The organism is Capnocytophaga stomatis (assembly GCF_002302635.1).
Classification (GTDB): Bacteria; Bacteroidota; Bacteroidia; order Flavobacteriales; family Flavobacteriaceae; genus Capnocytophaga; species Capnocytophaga stomatis.
Window position 1 is genome coordinate 1,225,082 of sequence record NZ_CP022387.1, and the last position, 17,086, is coordinate 1,242,167.

Sequence of the window (17,086 nt, forward strand, 5' to 3'; positions counted from 1 at the left end):
AAATCGGATAGTTAAACGTTTAACTATCCGATTTTCACATTAATATTTTATTTTAATATTCGTTCAAGAGCCATTCCTCTTGAGCCTTTAATGAGAATAAAACTATCCGAAAAATCTTTCAGAGAAAAGGCTTTTTGAAAGTCTTCAAAGCTCCTAAACTTAGGATATTTGGTCTCTGTTTTATAAAAATTTTCTCCTACGAAAAATACTTTTTCCCACACATTTTCTTCAACCAAATTCACAACATTTTGATGCTCTTGAGCCGCGTAATCACCAAGCTCAAACATATCGCCAAGCACAAGAACTTTCTTTTCAAACCCCTCTAATTCAGCTACATTCCTGATAGCTTCCGACATACTGCTGGGATTCGCGTTGTAGGCGTCCAACAAAATTGTGTTCGTTTCTTGATTGAGAATTTGACTACGATTATTGGCAGGAATATATTTTTCTATCCCTCGTTTAATCGCTCCTGATGATATTTTAAAAAACTTTGCAAAGGCAATCGCCGCAGCAATATTTGAAAAGTTGTATTTCCCTACCAAATGAGATTTCAAGTATATTTTTTCATCAGAAAAACCTTCAATTTCAGGAACTTCCGTTACTCCTTCGGAAGTTTTCAGTTCTTCCCTAACAGAAGTTTCTTTAAAACAAACTTCAACCGGATTGGTTGCCAAACACTCAACAAAAACATTAGCTCCCTTCTGATTTCCAAAAGAATACACATTTTGATAATCTCTCAACAATTTCTTTTGAAGTTCATCATTATTGTTGAAAATGATAGTTTTATTATTCTTTTTTAGATAATCGTACAGTTCTCCTTTTGTTTTTACAACACCTTCAAAACTGCCAAATCCCTCTAAATGAGCCTTTCCGATACTTGTAATGTAGCCATAATCAGGCTCGGCAATTGAACATAAAAACTCTATTTCCTTAGGGTGGTTTGCTCCCATTTCAACAATTGCGATTTCTGTTTCCTGCGTGATTGAAAGAAGTGTCAAAGGCACTCCGATATGATTATTCAAGTTCCCTTGTGTCGCCACCACGTTAAATGCTTCCGACAAAACCGACTTTATAAGCTCTTTGGTTGTTGTTTTTCCGTTACTCCCTGTAATTCCTATGATAGGAGTTTTGAGCTTTCTGCGGTGATAATTTGCTAAGTTTTGCAAAGTAGCAAGCACATTTTCCACCAAAATTGTTTTTTCGGATAATTTTATATTAGGATTATCTACAACAGCGAATAATGCTCCTTTTTCAAGAGCTTCTTCTGCAAATAAATTTCCGTCAAAAGAATCACCTCTTAAAGCGAAATAAATACAATTATTGGCAACATTCCTACTATCAGTGCAAACACCTGACGAAGCAAGAAATTTTCTGTATAAGTCTTCCATAAATAAGTTGATATTTCATTAAAAAAACTCTGTAAATGCTATATCTACAGAGTTTTCAATTTTAATATTGGATAATAAGTCTAACCTTTCGGAGTTTTATTTTTTCTGGATGATTTTGCTCCTACACGGCTCATTGCATTTCTGAATCCGATGTAGTCAGTTGCAATGTATTGAGGCAAATATCTCCTTTGTGAAGGGTCAATCCAGAATATGCGGTCTCTCCAAGAACCTCCTTTATAAACGCGTACTTCGTCATCAATTAACGTTGTTCGCTCGTTCGATTTATCAAATATACGACTCAATCCCATAGAATCTTTCTCAATTTTATGTTTCGGAGCGTTGTACATTGTATTTCTGTGGTCTTTCTCCTCTTTTGAAGAAGCTAACTCATCTCTGCTTCCGTAATATCCACGTGAAGAAGATCTATCTCCATCTTGGAAACTTCTGTTATCACTTCGCGTGAAGTTGTAACGCAAGTATGTTTCATTCTCGTCAATAGGCACTGTTGCTAAGTTTCCTGGAAGATTTCTTGCAATAATTTTACCATTGCTAAGTGTATCATACTTGATATTATCCGCCGTTACCACAACTTGTTTGCCATCTTCTCCGATAGCGTGTTTCATATACACGTTACCACGATAGTAGTTAAAGTCGCTCTCTCCGTCATCAATTATCGGACGATAAACATCGGCTACCCACTCAGCTACGTTTCCTGCCATATCATACAACCCAAAGTCATTTGGCGGATACGTTTTTACCGCAACTGTTATATCACCTCTATCGTCTGACCATCCTGCAAGTCCGCCGTAATCTCCTTTTCCTTGCTTGAAGTTAGCCAATTGGTCACCCCGTGTAGCACGTTTTGTGGAACGGCTATACGCCCCGTCCCAAGGATATTTCTTTCTTCCTCTGATATTATTGTACTCACGAATTCCGTTCAACGATTTGGCAGCATACTCCCACTCAACTTCGGTAGGTAAACGATACTCAGGAACCAAAATTCCGCTTGTTTGTTTTGCGTAAGTTGGCTCTCCTTCCTTAGTAACTGCTTTTTTACCTGCGAATTCAGAAACTTTTCCTCCGTATGAATTTGATGGAGTGTTAAGATATACATCTGTACTAAAAGTACTTTCTGAATCTACTTGATAACGAGTATCTTTATTCAAATACCCAGATTTTTCCAAAATAGCTTCGTTCACACGGTCTGTACGCCAAACACTGAATTGAACAGCTTGTACCCAATTCACCCCAACAACAGGATATTCCGCATAAGCCGGGTGACGCAAGTAGTTTGTTACCATTGATTCATTAAAACCAAGCGAACTTCTCCAAACCAACGTATCTGGCAAAGCTCCTACATATATGTTTCTGTATTGTTCTTGGTCTGGAGGGAATACGTGCTTCAACCAATCCAAATATTCCATATACATTTTGTTGGTAACCTCTGTTTCATCCATATAGAATGACTGTACGTGCTGCTGCGTAGGAACGTTGTTCCATTCGTGCATCACATTATCTTGAACTTGCCCCATAGTGAATGTCCCTCCTTCTACAAGCACAAGTCCCGGAGCGGCTTCCTGTTCTTTAAAGTCAGTATTGTACTGAAAGCCCCCCTCTTTAGAGTTAATTTTCCATCCTGTTGCATTTGAAATATTTTTGTCAGATTTCTTTCCACAACTTGTAGTTAAGGACAAACCTGAAAAAATAGCCACTACAACGAAAATTCTAAGCAGATTATTCTTCATAGTAAACCTATATTGTTAGCATAAATTTCGGGTGCAAGATAGCAAAACTTTCTATAATAAAAGTTATAATCCGAACATTTTAACTTCCTACCCTTTAGCAAACCTACAATAAATCAAACATAAAACGCTTATTTACAACAAAATAACCCAGCATAAAGTTATTTTGTTTAGAAAAAAATTAATACGTTTTTATCAAAAAATTTAACATTTTCAGATGTCTTTTTTTGCGAGAATACTGCTTAAAATCCGTATATTTTTTCAAAAAATTCAATAAAGTCCCTGTACGTTTAAGTTGAATTTGGCTTCTGATAATAGAAAAACGAGACCAAAGTTTTCCACCTCAATCTCGTTTTTGCATTGCTAAATTCACGATTCTTCTTTCAAAAGATGTGCTTTTTAGTCAATAATCTGCACTAACTTTTTGCCCTCCAGACGAATTTTATATTGTAAGGACGTTGAATCCTCAAAAATAAATTGACTACAATCAAATTCCCTGCTAAGAAATTCCTGATGTAAGGCAGCTAAATAAGCACCTCGAATGCCTACCCAGCCCATATTACCTACCTCTCTATTAAAAACCTCTATTAACTCATCAATTGTCATTTTTGAGAAACGAAGTTTGTAATCCTGAAAAAAATCTTGAAGTGTTTTTTCTTTTCTTTCCATTGTATTGTATGTTATAATTGATTAATACACCTACAACAGAAGTTATGAAGTCACAATAGAAGAAACCTTTGTTTTTGGCAGGTTGCCCTCATTCTAAACCACCGTGGCTGGCTTTAGCTCGGTTGGTGTTCTGACACTCAGAAACTCCTGATGATGGCACAAAGGTAAAACATTTTTTATATTTACTGCAAATTTTATTCAATTCTGCAAGAAAAAACTTCAAAAATGACTTACTAAAAATTGTTTTATGAATAAAAACAAAAATCCCTGAAAGATAGATTCAGGGATTTATAAGAGAATATCCACTCATTATTTATAAGACTTGTTTTACCAAACTCATCAAATATTCTATATTTTTGAGGTCGGAGATTTTGACTTGATAATCGCCGTTGCCCAAATGTCCTTTTTTAGAAACATCAGTCATTAGTTTTTTAGGGTCATCAAGTTCTCCTATCTTTTTATTGATAAATAATTTCAGTCCACTTTTTTGAATTTCTATATCTGAAATATTTCTTTTTCCAATCCTAAACGCCACATAATGTTTCTGTGGAACCACCTCTATTTCTGGGGAAAGGTTGCAGATCGCTTGTTTCACTTCTTCGTAAAGTTCCAACGTTTCATCGGGTTTTCCTTTGAGTAAATCTTCTTCGGTGTAAGTTTTTAGCTCTTTGGTGATTTCTTGAAGCTGAGCATTTTCTTTTTGAGCCGACAATTTTACGCTCGGGGCAGAAGCTGATTTTTTCAGTCCGTTGATGGTAATAATGTCGCCCTCAAATTGCTTAATTTCCCAAAGTTCGATATTCAAATCTTTGAAATCCACCGCTTTTTTCTGATGTGAATTAAAGGCTGGTGAAACAAAAACAACTTTACTTTGAGACCAATCTACTTCGTCTTTTTTGAGTAATTTTCCTAAATTTTCGTTGTATTCCAGTACAAAATCGGCTTTGTATTGCAAGAGCGTACGCAGATAGCCCACGCCTTGGTCAAACACGCTGTAATTGTGGGAACGCTTGTATTCTATAATGACAAACGACTTGCTTTCGGCATCAAAAGCCAAAGTATCTATGCGTTGCTCCTGAACTTTAAACTCGGATTTTACCAGCTCCAAACCTGTAACTTGCTCCAAATTCTGCTCCAATAATCGCTGTATATCGCGTTCCAACTTAAAGGGGATCTCCTTTAAATCGGATAGAATGTTTTTGGTTTTATGATAGATTTTCATTGGTTCTATTTTTTACAAATATTTTTCTAAAATCGCTTTTTTCTTCTGGCTACTTTGTGCCATAATTTGCTCTAATTTGGTTATTTCTACTTCGTAACCCTCAATTTCCGAAACGATTTCTTGCTGTTTGGCAAGTGGGGGAACTAAAAATGAAATTGTTTTAATAGTGTCAATCGTTAATTCAATCTGACCGCTTGCCCCATTTGCCATACTTTCAATTGTTTTAAATCCAATATTGGCTAATGAATATAACCCAAATTTAGAAATGAGCTTTTCATTGGGTCTAAAAATCGTAATATGATTATCGGCGACAAAATCCCCTTCAAGCTCAAATAAGGTTACTCTTCCTGCTGTACCCACACCCGTTGAATTGATTAAAATATCGCCTTTTTGCAATTTTCTTTCATCTAAAACAAAATCTTCTCTTACAAAAGCAGGCTGAGAAAAATCAAATTGGGAATACCCTCTGGCTTGTCCTGATTTAATAACTTGAATGTTTGAATTGCCATATTTTGGTGATTTCCCTCTTTTCAACAATATATATAACTCGCTGATTTTAAAGCGTTTTACCCCCCCCCCATTCAGTTTTTTCCAAAACTTGGAGATCGTGGAAAATTTGAGCGATTTTGCCCCTGTACGCCTCTATGGACATACGACTGTTTTCATATTCTTGGTCTATCTTCTCGCACTCGGCGACGATTTGTTCTTGGATAGGTAAAGGTGGCAGGGGGATTTTAAAATTTGACAAATCTGTTTTGCTAATTTCTTTATAGGTCATTCCACCAGCAATTTCTTCAATATTTTTGGCTTGGTCTTTTAAAATGTAATATAGGTACAGATAATTAATTTTACGCTCATTACAAATAAAATTTTTATAACCTTGATTGGTAGAGGTCTCAACTTTCGCAATCGTTACCTCGCCAATCGTTGCTCTACTTGAAAAAATAACCGTATTGATAGGAAGTAACTTAGCACTACTTTCACTCAGTCCTTTTTGCGTAATTTTTCTTTGAGTATCTGTTAAATATTTATTTTTTGTATCCACTAATGTTGCCCAACAGATTGTGCCATTATTCCAATATTCGCTATTTTTTGTATCAGGTGTACCGCCACTCAAAATTTCCGTAACATCCCCCAATTTCACCAACGGATACTTACTCTTCACCTCAATCTTTTTCTGTACACTCGTTCTTAAAACCTTATCAAAGGAAGTGCGTGAAAAATCCAGCATATCCGTCAAGGGCAATAGACTTACAAAGTCTTTATTTTCTTCGGAAATGGTAAAAGACTCACCCATAAAATGTTTGCGGATATAGGTGTTTATCTTATTTTCATCGCCTAAGTGATTGGGATTGAATAGTGGGGTTTGGATACCATAGATACCTTTTAGCACCTCCAAGGTATCATCTTCGTTTTCTTTTCTTTCCGTTCCACCCAAATATTTTATTCCCTCGTTACCTTTGGCACTACTCCATTCATAGCCCAAAAAGGTTTTTCTTGCTTTTTTATCCTCAGGACTTTTTACAATGAGTACTTCGGTTGTATTGTCTTGTGCCAAGAGATAGAAATAGACTTTTTCTTTCTCTTTTTGCAGAACTTTCTCTCTAAATTTTTCATTTAACAAATCTTCTTGTTCTTGTTTTGACGACTTTTTAAAATATTGTTTTGATTTTAATCCATTCTTACCTTTGATTTCTGTTGAATTATCAAATTCCTTTTTATAATCGGCAAAAATTTCACTGTCAAAAATGGTATTTTCTTGCCCTTGCAAGAATTTTTTATATTCGGAGAAATCCAATCCGCAATGCGTACAATAGTTTTGCAACAAATGTTCATCAGCAAATATTTGCTGGATTTGAGTATTAAAATCGCCTTTAAACCATTCTTCTACACGATTTTTATAATGCTCGGCAATATCAGGTTTTTGTTCTTTTCGTCTTAAAAACAAAGTGGCAGTATTGGTTCCTGTTTTGCCAAAAGTCCCCGAACCAAATTCGGCAATTGCTACCAAATCAAAATATTTAAGGATAATCTCACGGCATTTGATATAAATATTGCCATTGGTCAAAATAGACGACGGCAAAACAATCGCTGCCACGCCATCAGTTTTGAGCAGTTGCTTGGCTTTTTCTATAAAAAAGGTTTCAATGGAATTAAAGCTGTCTTCGGAAAGGTTGTCGTATAAATCAAAGGCTTGCTTGTCTTCATCAGAAAGCGTGGCTAAAAATCCTTTGACGCTATATGGCGGATTGGCAACCAATACATTAAAATCATTGTTTTTAATACGCGAGTTTTTCGCCAACGCATCGGCATAAATGATGTTGATTTGGTCTTGCCCGTACATAAAAGCCGAAACCTTTGCCACTTTGGAAAGGCGATATTCTTTTTCTATGCCGTAGATGTTTTGGTAGTGCGTGTTTAATTTTTCTTTGTCGCCACTGCCGATAATTTGTTTGGTTTGAGTGGCATACTCAGTCAAAAAATGCCCCGCCCCACAAGCATAATCAATCACTTTGGGTGTGGCTTCGTTGTGTAAAATCTGCTCTAATGGTAAAGACGAAATTAAAAACTTGACAATCGGCATTGGCGTAAAAAATTGCCCTTCGGATTGTTTCACCCCTTGGTCTAAAAAGCCCTCAAACAAATCGCCCAAAAACTGATGTTGCTCGTCTTCATTTTTTAGGCGAATGTCTTGGAGCATTTGCACCACTTCTTTTAAAATGATGGCATTTTGTAAAAACAGATTTTCATTATGCACATCTAAAAACGCAAAGGCATTATTAGAATAGAATTTGAGCTGTTTAAAATAATCCAAAATGGTCTTTTTGGTTTCGTCTTTTTTATTTTTGAAAAATTTAAAGGCGTTTTCAATCTCACTTTCTTCAATATAAGTAACATCTTCGCCCAAAAAGTCAAACATTCCCACCTTATAGAGTTTTTGCAGGCGGTCTTGTAGGCTAAAATGGTCGTCTGATGCTGCCCCACGCCAATAAACCTTTAAATTATCGGAATTTTTGTTTTCGTCCACCACTTTGCATAAAAATAGATTGACGAGCTTATCAAAGGCATTTTCACGCCCCGATACATTGTGCTGACGCATAATGGTAGCAAATTGGTGGTATTTTTTGGCAATGGTTTCACCATCAACGATTTTTAAATCATCAATACCAAAGGGGCGATTACCCACTTTAAAAATTTCGCTTTCAAATAAATTATGAGAAATAAAATCGCACTGATAAGTCTCTTTCCAAACTTTAAAATATTCTTCTTTGCCACTATTGGCATCAGCAACTTCTCTAAAACTACGAAAATGGCTGTTGGTTTGCAAATACTCGTTATTGTCCTGCATTGAAATCAGATGATAGAGGGGGCTGTGTTTTTGTGTCTCTTCATCAAAATCGGTCGTATAAAGGCAAATCCACTTGGCCTGGCGATAGCTGTTGTAATAGTTGAAAAGCTGTCCACCATCTTTCTTCATTTTGTTCCACGCTTTGGAAAACTCTTTGCTTTTTTTGTCATCTGCTGTTTTACATTCTATAAGCAAGTATGGAATTTTATCGTTGTCCTGCACAATAATATCACAAAAACCGCCTGTCATTCCGTGTCCACCCGGCATACCTTGTTCCAAAATAATGTGTTTGGGTTTGTAACCACTTTGAAGTAAATTATGCACACACTCAAACACTACAAAATTTTCAGGTTGCGAAAAATTCTTGGTCGTATCACGATGGGCGGTAAGTCCATCTGGGTATATCAGATTTTCATTTTTGAAATCCACTTTTAGTTCGTAGCTGTGAATTTTCTTGGTAAATATATTTTTGTGTTCTGCAAAACCTAAATGTGTGAGCAGTTGTTTGAAGTTATTTTTGGTAATCATTATTTTTTCTTTTTAATATATTTGTATAGAGGACGAGATATATCTCGTCCCTACACCACCACATTCACGATTTTCCCTTTCACCACGGTGGGTTTCTATCGTTTTATTATTCTTTTTCTAATGCGTTTATTATTTTAAATTTCAGTGTGTCTGAAAATTCATTTTTCTGAACAACTTCACAGATTATTTCGTGTAACAACTCTTTATCTATTTTGTTATCAGCTACATACACAACTATATTTTCCATTTCTCGAATAAATTTTCCTACAAGAAAATCAAAGCCATTGATTTGTAAAAAATATGCTGATAAAGAAATAGAACTCCTTTTATTTCCATCATTAAAAGCGTGGTTTTTGTTTATAGAAAATAACAAATGACAAACCTTATCTTCCAAAGTAGGATAATACCAATCATTTTGTATATGTTCCAAAACACTTCTCAGTAAGCCATCATTCAGTAACCCTTTCTTCCCTCCTGATTGTTCAATAATAAAATCTTGAACTTCTAGTGCGTATTTTACATCAAAATATCTGAATTCCATCACTTTATTTTTCTCTTAAACGCAAAAAAACATCTATATTTTCTTGTATTTGTTCTTGTAAAGTTTTGCTATTTTCGCCTAAAAATCGGTCGTAATCTCCCTTTGGAACGCTTTGAATATAGTTTTCTAATCGTTGATGTACAACTTTACGAAAACCATAATCTCGTGAAGCCATTTTTGTACGAACATCTTCTAATTGAGGAATCCAAAATCTTTGGGAAGCAAAATTATTAATCAATTTATCCAATTCTTGGGGGAATAATTTTCTGCCTTTTTCTTCAAAAATTTTTTTCATTTCATCGGCAATCCCAACTTCGAACGATGCTATCAATCTCAATACCTCTGCATACATTGTCTCCCTTGCATTTTCTGTGTCTATTAAGTCCAAAATTTGTTTGTATTCCTTGGCGTTTTCTAAAAAAATCGCTTGATAAATCGCATCGGTATAGATACTATATTTTGCATTGCCCATCTCCAAATACCGATTTAATGCACTGGTAAATTCTTTCCGATACCTTGGCTCTTCTAAAATGGCAATAATATAATCGCTATCTCTTTGATTGATGTATTTGGTATTTCCTCCTAATTTTTCATTAAGTGTATCAATCACAATGTCTAAAATTACAGAACGAATTTGCTTGGCTTTTTCACTTTCTGTAAGAAGCATTGCAATGTTTAAAAATGAACGAAAATTAAAAACTCCTAAATTTTTAATCGATTTAAGTTTTTGTTTATCAGTATTTTGTGTTTCACGATGGACATCAATGTCCATCGTGAAATCTTCTTCAATATCTCCATAAATTAGGTAGCCAAAAAGTTCTTTAAATTCTTTTAACTTTTGACCTTTCAATACACAATAACCATTGTGTTCCAACTCTTGCTGATGATTATCTATGTATCTTCTAATTGTTTTTTGACTAACTCCATAAAAATCAGCAGTTTGAGCTATTGTAAAACGATATTCTTCATTATAAAACATTCCACTAACGCCTAAATATTGTTGAATATTTTCTACATATTTAGGGTTATTTAGTATGTTTTGCCTGTCTATTGAAGATTTTGTAAAATCATGATTCATAGCATATTATTTTCTTTCAAAAACAGAAAAAATTTATTGTACAATGTTAATAATTTTCCCTTTAACTACAATAATTTTCTTGGGAGGGTTTCCGCCGAGTTGGGTTTGGGTGCGGTCATCTGCCAAGATGATTTTTTCTACTTCGTCGGTTGGTAAATCCAATGGTAATTCGATTTTGAAACGCACTTTTCCGTTGAAACTCACTGGGTATTCCTTGCTGTCTTCCACCAAATATTTTTCCTCAAAAGTTGGGAACGGCACTTGGCTGATGCTTTCGTTGTGTCCTAAAACTTCCCAAAGCTCCTCGGCAATGTGCGGTGCATACGGCGAAATAAGTACCGCCAAAGGCTCTAAAATCGCTCGTTTGTTGCATTTGATTTTTTGCAATTCGTTTACCGCAATCATAAATGCCGACACCGAAGTATTGAACGAGAAATTCTCAATGTCGTACTCCACTTTTTTGATGAGCGTATGCAAGATTTTGTATTCTTCTTTGGTCGGTTCTTCGTCAGAAATGGAAACCGCATCGGCATCAAAATACAAGTTGTAAAACTTCTTCAAGAAGCCCGAAACGCCCGTAATTCCTGCGGTATTCCAAGGTTTTGCCTGTTCCAACGGACCTAAAAACATTTCGTACAAACGCAAGGTATCCGCCCCGTATTGCTCGCAAATATCATCAGGATTCACTACATTGTATTTAGATTTTGACATTTTTTCGACTTCGTGACCAACGATATATTTTCCGTTTTCATCCAAAATAAATTCCGCATCGGCAAAATCAGGTCGCCATTGTTTAAACCCTTCAATATCCAATTCCGAAGCATTGTTTACTAATGACACATCGGCGTGAATTGGAGTCAAATCTATTACAATACCATCCTCTTTTATATCTAAACCTAATTCTTCAATTATTCTTTTTGTAAGTTTTGTATTTACTGCACTACTTTGTAAGATTTGTCCCACTCCGAATTTAGGCATATCATCATCTACACTTTGCAGAATGTTATAAGAAATAAAAACATTATTATTTTCTTCTAACTCTTTAATTTTCGTTTTTTCTGCATCAGAAAACGTAATATTTTCTCCCAAAAGACCTCTAATACTTTCTATCGTCTCTGTAATATCTTTAAAAATAACACGATATACAAACGCACTTGTTCCTAAAATCATTCCTTGATTTATCATCTTTTGGAACGGCTCTTCAGCTTGTATAAATCCTCTGTCTTTAAGGAACTTATTCCAAAATCTCGAATATAATAAATGCCCTGTGGCGTGTTCGCTTCCACCGATGTACAAATCTACATTTTGCCAATAATTTAGGTTCTCTTGCGAGGCAAATTCCTTTTCGTTATGTGCGTCCATATAGCGAAGCCAATACCAAGACGACCCCGCCCAACCCGGCATCGTAGAAAGTTCCAAAGGAAAAACCGATTGATTGTCAATCAAATCAGTACTTACGATTTTTTCTTCGGCTTCGTTCCAAGCGTATTCTTTTGCGTTTCCTAACGGCGGGTCACCATCTTCGGTTGGGAGGTATTTTTCCACTTCAGGAAGTTCCAACGGCAAGGCTGAAAGTGGCAACGTGTAAGGCATTCCGTTTTTATAATAAACAGGCACAGGTTCGCCCCAATATCGCTGACGCGAGAAAATAGCATCTCTTTGTCGGTAGTTGATTTTAGCCTTCCCTACTCCCGTTTTTTCCAATTCTTCAAGGATTTTTTCTGTGGCTTCTTCGTAATCCATTCCGTTGAGAAAATCCGAATTTTGCAATTTGAAACCGCCTTTTTCAGTAAATGCGTTTTCTGAAATATCTTTATCGAAAATATTAATGATTTCAGGCATTCCTTCCGCACCCGCAAAATGTTTTGCAAAGGCATAATCACGCTCATCTCCCGCAGGAACCGCCATTACAGCTCCCGTTCCGTAACCTGCTAACACATAGTCACCTATCCAAATTGGCAAGTAATAGCCTGTTGCTGGGCAGACAGCATAAGCTCCCGTAAACACTCCCGAAATAGTTTTGGTATCCGCCATTCTATCTCTTTCCGAACGCTTGGAAGTTGCTTCAATATAATCCAAAACGGCTTGTTTTTGTGCTTCAGTTGTAATTTGTAAAACCAATTCGTGTTCAGGAGCTAAAGTGAGATAAGTTACGCCGAAAATGGTGTCGGGTCTTGTTGTAAACACCTCAATCCCCCGTTCCCCCGAAGGGGGACAAACCGATGCACTCACACTAATTTCTTCTCGAACATCAACTTTTAAAGCTAATTTTTCTTGTATTTTTTGAAGAACATTCTCTAAATCAGCAATAACTTCTTCATTTGTAAATCGAATAACCTCAAAGCCCAATTCATTTAGAATTTCTGTTCGTTCTTTATCTAAAACTTGCTGATTTTCAGAATTGTGATATCCTCCATCGACTTCCACAATCAACCTTTTGGCAAGGCATACAAAATCAACGATATAATCGCCAATAACGTGTTGTCTTCTGAATTTAGCATCTAATTTCTTAGATTTTAGCTCCTCCCAAAGAATAGTTTCGGCTTGGGTCATATTATTTCGTAAATCTTTTGCTTTTTCAGCCAAAAGATGGGCATTATTCCCTCCTGTCATATACCCTTGCTTGAACGATTTATCCGCCTTTGGATTTGTTCCCCCTTCGGGGGCTAGGGGGAAAATAATTTTCGCTCCCTTCGATTTTCCTATCCAATTGCGTTGGCTTTCTTTTACGGATTCACTCCAATCCACCGTTTCTAAGCCTTGCAACAATCGCTCGGAATAAGCGGTAATACGCATACTCCATTGCGTCATTTTCTTTTGAAAAACAGGATATCCGCCTCGTTCCGAAACGCCATTTACTACCTCGTCGTTCGCCAAAACCGTTCCCAAAGCCGGACACCAATTAACGGTAGTTTCGGCACGAAACGCCAAACGATAATTGAGTAGAATGTTTTGTTTTTCTTCTTCGCTGTAATTTTTCCATTGCTCGGCGGTAAAGTGAAGCTCTTCGGTCTGAGCAGCATTTAGGTTTTCCGTTCCGAATTTCTCAAAATGCTGAACAAGTGTTTGGATATCTTCCGCTTTATTGGTAGTGTTGTTATACCACGAATGAAACAATTGAATAAAAATCCATTGTGTCCATTTGTAATAATCGGAATTTGAAGTCCTTACTTCTCTACTCCAATCGAACGAAAAGCCAATTTTGTCGAGCTGTTCGCGGTAACGAGCGATGTTTTCACGAGTGGTTTTTTCGGGGTGTTGCCCTGTTTGTATGGCATATTGCTCGGCAGGTAATCCGAACGAATCGTACCCTTGCGGATGCAAAACGTTAAAGCCTTTGTGGCGTTTGTATCGTGCGAAAATATCTGATGCAATATACCCAAGTGGATGCCCCACGTGCAACCCCGCTCCCGATGGATACGGAAACATATCTAACACATAAAATTTCGGTTTTTCTGAATAGTTTTCTGTTTTAAAAGTTTGGTTTTCTGCCCAATATTTTTGCCATTTGGCTTCGATGTCTTTATGGTTGTAGTTCATAGTGCGAGCCGCACACGCGGTTATTTTAAATTGTTAATAATCTGATTAAAGACGCAAAAGTAATGAATTTCTGGCAACAATAACAAAAAATTGAAGAGTAATACCTTAAAAGATACAAACTAAAAAAGAGCCATTCTTTTCAAAGAACGACTCTTTTATTTTTCCAAAAAGTTTTCTATCTAAACTTTAAAACTATTTCTTGATTACCGATTTAAATTCTCCGTCAGTAATTTCAATCACTTTTTTGCTTTCTTTATGTATCATTTTACCAGAAAACGTGCCTGAAACAAGATATTCTGCGTAACCATCAGGAGCTGCCTGCATCTGTTTTAACTCTGTTATGGTAACGGTAAAAGGATGAGATTCCACTTTGTTGAAACGACCATTGATGTACACAGCAAAGTGAGATGAATACCTGTAATATCCGGAAATATTTCTGCCTATAGGTCTGTCGAAAAATCTCAAATCGAAATTTAATTCGCTTTGGTTAGTTACCTGAAAAGTGTAGGTTTTCCCCACTTGAGGTTTCTCTTTAAACGGAAAACGAATTCTGAATTCATATAAATCATCTTCCCAAGTTTCTTTATTAACACCTTTCACGCCCATTTCCCAAGGATACTTCGCTTGTGATTCTGCCGCCGGATAAACCGTGAAATCTTCCAGCTTGTCGTTTGCATTCCACCATTTGCCATCCACTTTCATACGAATATACGGCGGTTCCAATTGCGGAACTTCTTCCGAATTATCATCTTTCTTGCAACTCAAGAGACTTATTGCCGACACAATAAGAAACCCAAAAATATAATTTAGTTTTCTCATAATTATCAAAAAATCAAATCTATTACTAACTAAAAATCAACCCTTTATCCAAAAACGTGGAAACTTTCCAGCAATACTAAAAATAGGAACCCAGAAACAAAACCTAACAATGCCAACCAAAGGATGTTTTTAGCATACCAAAAGAAATCGATTTTCTCCATTCCCATCGCTGCCACTCCTGCTGCCGAACCGATAATAAGCAAACTTCCTCCCGTTCCTGCTGCAAAAGCAATAAAATGCCACAGCCCGCTATCGATAGGCTCTTGAAACATCCCGATACTCGCCGCAACAAGCGGAACGTTATCAATTACTGCCGAACCAATACCCAATAAAGCTACCACAATATTTTGATTCGGAATAGTTTCATTCAGGATATTAGCAAAATTATACAACACCCCGATGGACTCCAACGCCGCCACACCAAGCAAAATTCCTAAGAAAAATAAAATACTCGACATTTCAATACGGGACAATGCCTTATGTGCTGAGAATGAAATTGCTAAATCTTCATCTAATTCTTTAATCGGTTTGAGTAATTCCGAAAAAAACCACATCGTAGCCAAAGCAAAAAGCATTCCCATATACGGAGGCAATCCGGTTACCGTTTTGAAAATAGGAACGAAAATAATCGATACAAATCCTATGATGAGTACTGGCATACTACTTTTAAAAGCTTGCGTTTTGTCCGAACGCGGAATATCCAATCTCCCTTGAAACACCGGCAGAAAAGAAGCCACCAAAAAGGGAACTGCAAAACAGATAACTGAAGGTATAAGCACATATTCCGTTAATTTTGCAGGAGTTACTTTGTTCGCCATCCAAAGCATTGTTGTGGTTACATCACCTATGGGCGACCACGCACCGCCCGCATTGGCAGCAATAACCACGAGGGAAACATACCACATACGTTCGTTACGAAGCGGAACCAATTTACGAACGATAGATATCAATACAATTGTTGCCGTAAGATTATCAATTAAAGCCGAGAGAAGAAACGCCACTATGCCTAAAATCCAGAGTAGTTTTTTCTTCTTTCTGGTTTTGATAATCTTTTTGATAATCTCAAATCCTCGGTGCATATCAATAATTTCTACGATAGTCATCGCACCGATGAGGAAGAAAAGAATTTCTCCTACCTTACCCAAATGATGCAATAAAATACCATCAATAGCCGACGTATTATCCTCAAGATTAATCGGTTCGAGTCCTTCGCTTCCTATGTCAAAAACCGTAAGATTTGTCGTTTTCAACAACGCCCAACAAACCGAAGCCATCCCCAAAGCCGAAATCGTTTTGTCAATTTTTACCTGATGTTCTATCGTAATAAAAAGATAGCCGATAAAAAAGATGGTAACAACCCAAAGTTCCATACTTGTAATCCTGAATATTAAAATATTTTTATTTCGGGTGCAAATGTAATATAAAAGTATATATATAACGACTTTATTATCTTTTTTTTATACGAAATTCGCAAAAATATGTACGTACAGATTTTTTTACTTTACTATTTCGATATCTACCAGCAATTCTCCTTTTTTTGTATCATCGGTAATGTCCATAAAAGCTCTTCGGGTTAGGTCTATTTCTCTGGTTTTCTTCACGGGACCTCTGTCATTTATCGTAACATAAATCCATTTGCCATTTATGCGATTAATCACTTTAACCACAGCACCAAAAGGAAGCGTACGATGTGCTGCGGTTTGTTTGGTATTGTCAAAGATAGTACCATTGGCAGTTTTGCGTCCGTTAAATTTATCGTGATAATAGGTGGCGATTACTTGTTTTTTATAGGGTTCGGTAGGCAGAAGCACAATATTTTTAGCCGAAGCAGGCTTTGTTTCCTTTTTGTGAGATGTTTTTTGGGAAACGCTTTTCTTTTGAGGCTTTGTACTTTTTTTCTTGGCTGAAACGCTCTTTTTATGAGTTTTTGTACTTTTGGTTTTTACGGTTTGTTTTTTCGAGTTTTCATTATAGACCTTCTGCCCGCTACAAGCCGTTACGCTACCTATCAGAAGCAAAAGTGTAAGTAGTTTAGTAATTGTTTGTTTCATTTCTTCGTTTTTGTATGCAAAAATATTTATTTTTTCAGAATCTCCCCAAAATTTCTTCAGAATGAAAAAATTACAACCATCATTTTTGATGAGAGTATTTTTCATAGATGACGTTATCTTTTGTTCTTACATAAAATTTTTTCCATTGCTCCCCTTACG

The 17,086-nt window shown here is 36.3% G+C and carries 12 protein-coding genes and 1 riboswitch; all 12 genes read right to left on the minus strand.

Translation table 11 applies throughout. The features are described from left to right. Positions 1 to 47: 47 nt before the first annotated feature. Positions 48 to 1,388, minus strand: a complete 1,341-nt coding sequence (locus CGC58_RS05535) for a UDP-N-acetylmuramoyl-tripeptide--D-alanyl-D-alanine ligase (protein WP_095895673.1) — start codon at positions 1,386 to 1,388, stop codon at positions 48 to 50. Positions 1,389 to 1,468: 80 nt separating this feature from the next. Next, on the minus strand, positions 1,469 to 3,133 hold the full coding sequence (gene gldJ, locus CGC58_RS05540; protein WP_095895674.1) for a gliding motility lipoprotein GldJ: 1,665 nt from the start codon (positions 3,131 to 3,133) through the stop codon (positions 1,469 to 1,471). Positions 3,134 to 3,529: 396 nt separating this feature from the next. Then, positions 3,530 to 3,799, minus strand: a complete 270-nt coding sequence (locus tag CGC58_RS05545; RefSeq protein ID WP_095895675.1) for a hypothetical protein — start codon at positions 3,797 to 3,799, stop codon at positions 3,530 to 3,532. Positions 3,800 to 3,859: 60 nt separating this feature from the next. Next, a riboswitch (SAM-I-IV-variant riboswitch) is annotated at positions 3,860 to 3,958 on the minus strand. A 154-nt stretch (positions 3,959 to 4,112) separates the two neighbouring features. Then, positions 4,113 to 5,021 carry a DUF5655 domain-containing protein gene (locus CGC58_RS05550; protein WP_095895676.1) on the minus strand — a complete coding sequence of 303 codons (909 nt, stop codon included), beginning with the start codon at positions 5,019 to 5,021 and terminating at the stop codon, positions 4,113 to 4,115. Positions 5,022 to 5,033: 12 nt separating this feature from the next. After that, positions 5,034 to 5,555: a restriction endonuclease subunit S gene (locus CGC58_RS05555; RefSeq protein WP_198540763.1), complete on the minus strand. Its 522-nt coding sequence runs from the start codon at positions 5,553 to 5,555 to the stop codon at positions 5,034 to 5,036. Between the two features lie 22 nt (positions 5,556 to 5,577). After that, positions 5,578 to 8,898: an N-6 DNA methylase gene (locus tag CGC58_RS05560; RefSeq protein WP_095895678.1), complete on the minus strand. Its 3,321-nt coding sequence runs from the start codon at positions 8,896 to 8,898 to the stop codon at positions 5,578 to 5,580. Between the two features lie 106 nt (positions 8,899 to 9,004). Continuing rightward, positions 9,005 to 9,439, minus strand: coding sequence for a type II toxin-antitoxin system death-on-curing family toxin (locus CGC58_RS05565; RefSeq protein WP_095895679.1), 435 nt, complete (start codon positions 9,437 to 9,439; stop codon positions 9,005 to 9,007). A gap of 4 nt (positions 9,440 to 9,443) precedes the next feature. Continuing rightward, complete coding sequence (locus tag CGC58_RS05570; RefSeq protein WP_095895680.1) at positions 9,444 to 10,517, minus strand: DNA-binding protein; 1,074 nt, start codon at positions 10,515 to 10,517, stop codon at positions 9,444 to 9,446. 33 nt (positions 10,518 to 10,550) lie between these two features. Then, positions 10,551 to 14,057 (minus strand): leucine--tRNA ligase, encoded by a 3,507-nt coding sequence (locus CGC58_RS05575; protein ID WP_095895681.1) that lies wholly within the window; start codon positions 14,055 to 14,057, stop codon positions 10,551 to 10,553. 192 nt (positions 14,058 to 14,249) lie between these two features. After that, positions 14,250 to 14,876, minus strand: coding sequence for a hypothetical protein (locus CGC58_RS05580; protein ID WP_095895682.1), 627 nt, complete (start codon positions 14,874 to 14,876; stop codon positions 14,250 to 14,252). 44 nt (positions 14,877 to 14,920) lie between these two features. Further along, a complete protein-coding gene (gene nhaD / locus CGC58_RS05585) occupies positions 14,921 to 16,246 on the minus strand; it encodes a sodium:proton antiporter NhaD (RefSeq protein WP_095895683.1) in 1,326 nt (441 codons plus the stop codon). Positions 16,247 to 16,372: 126 nt separating this feature from the next. Continuing rightward, positions 16,373 to 17,032 (minus strand): septal ring lytic transglycosylase RlpA family protein, encoded by a 660-nt coding sequence (locus tag CGC58_RS05590; protein ID WP_317043849.1) that lies wholly within the window; start codon positions 17,030 to 17,032, stop codon positions 16,373 to 16,375. Positions 17,033 to 17,086 lie beyond the last annotated feature (54 nt).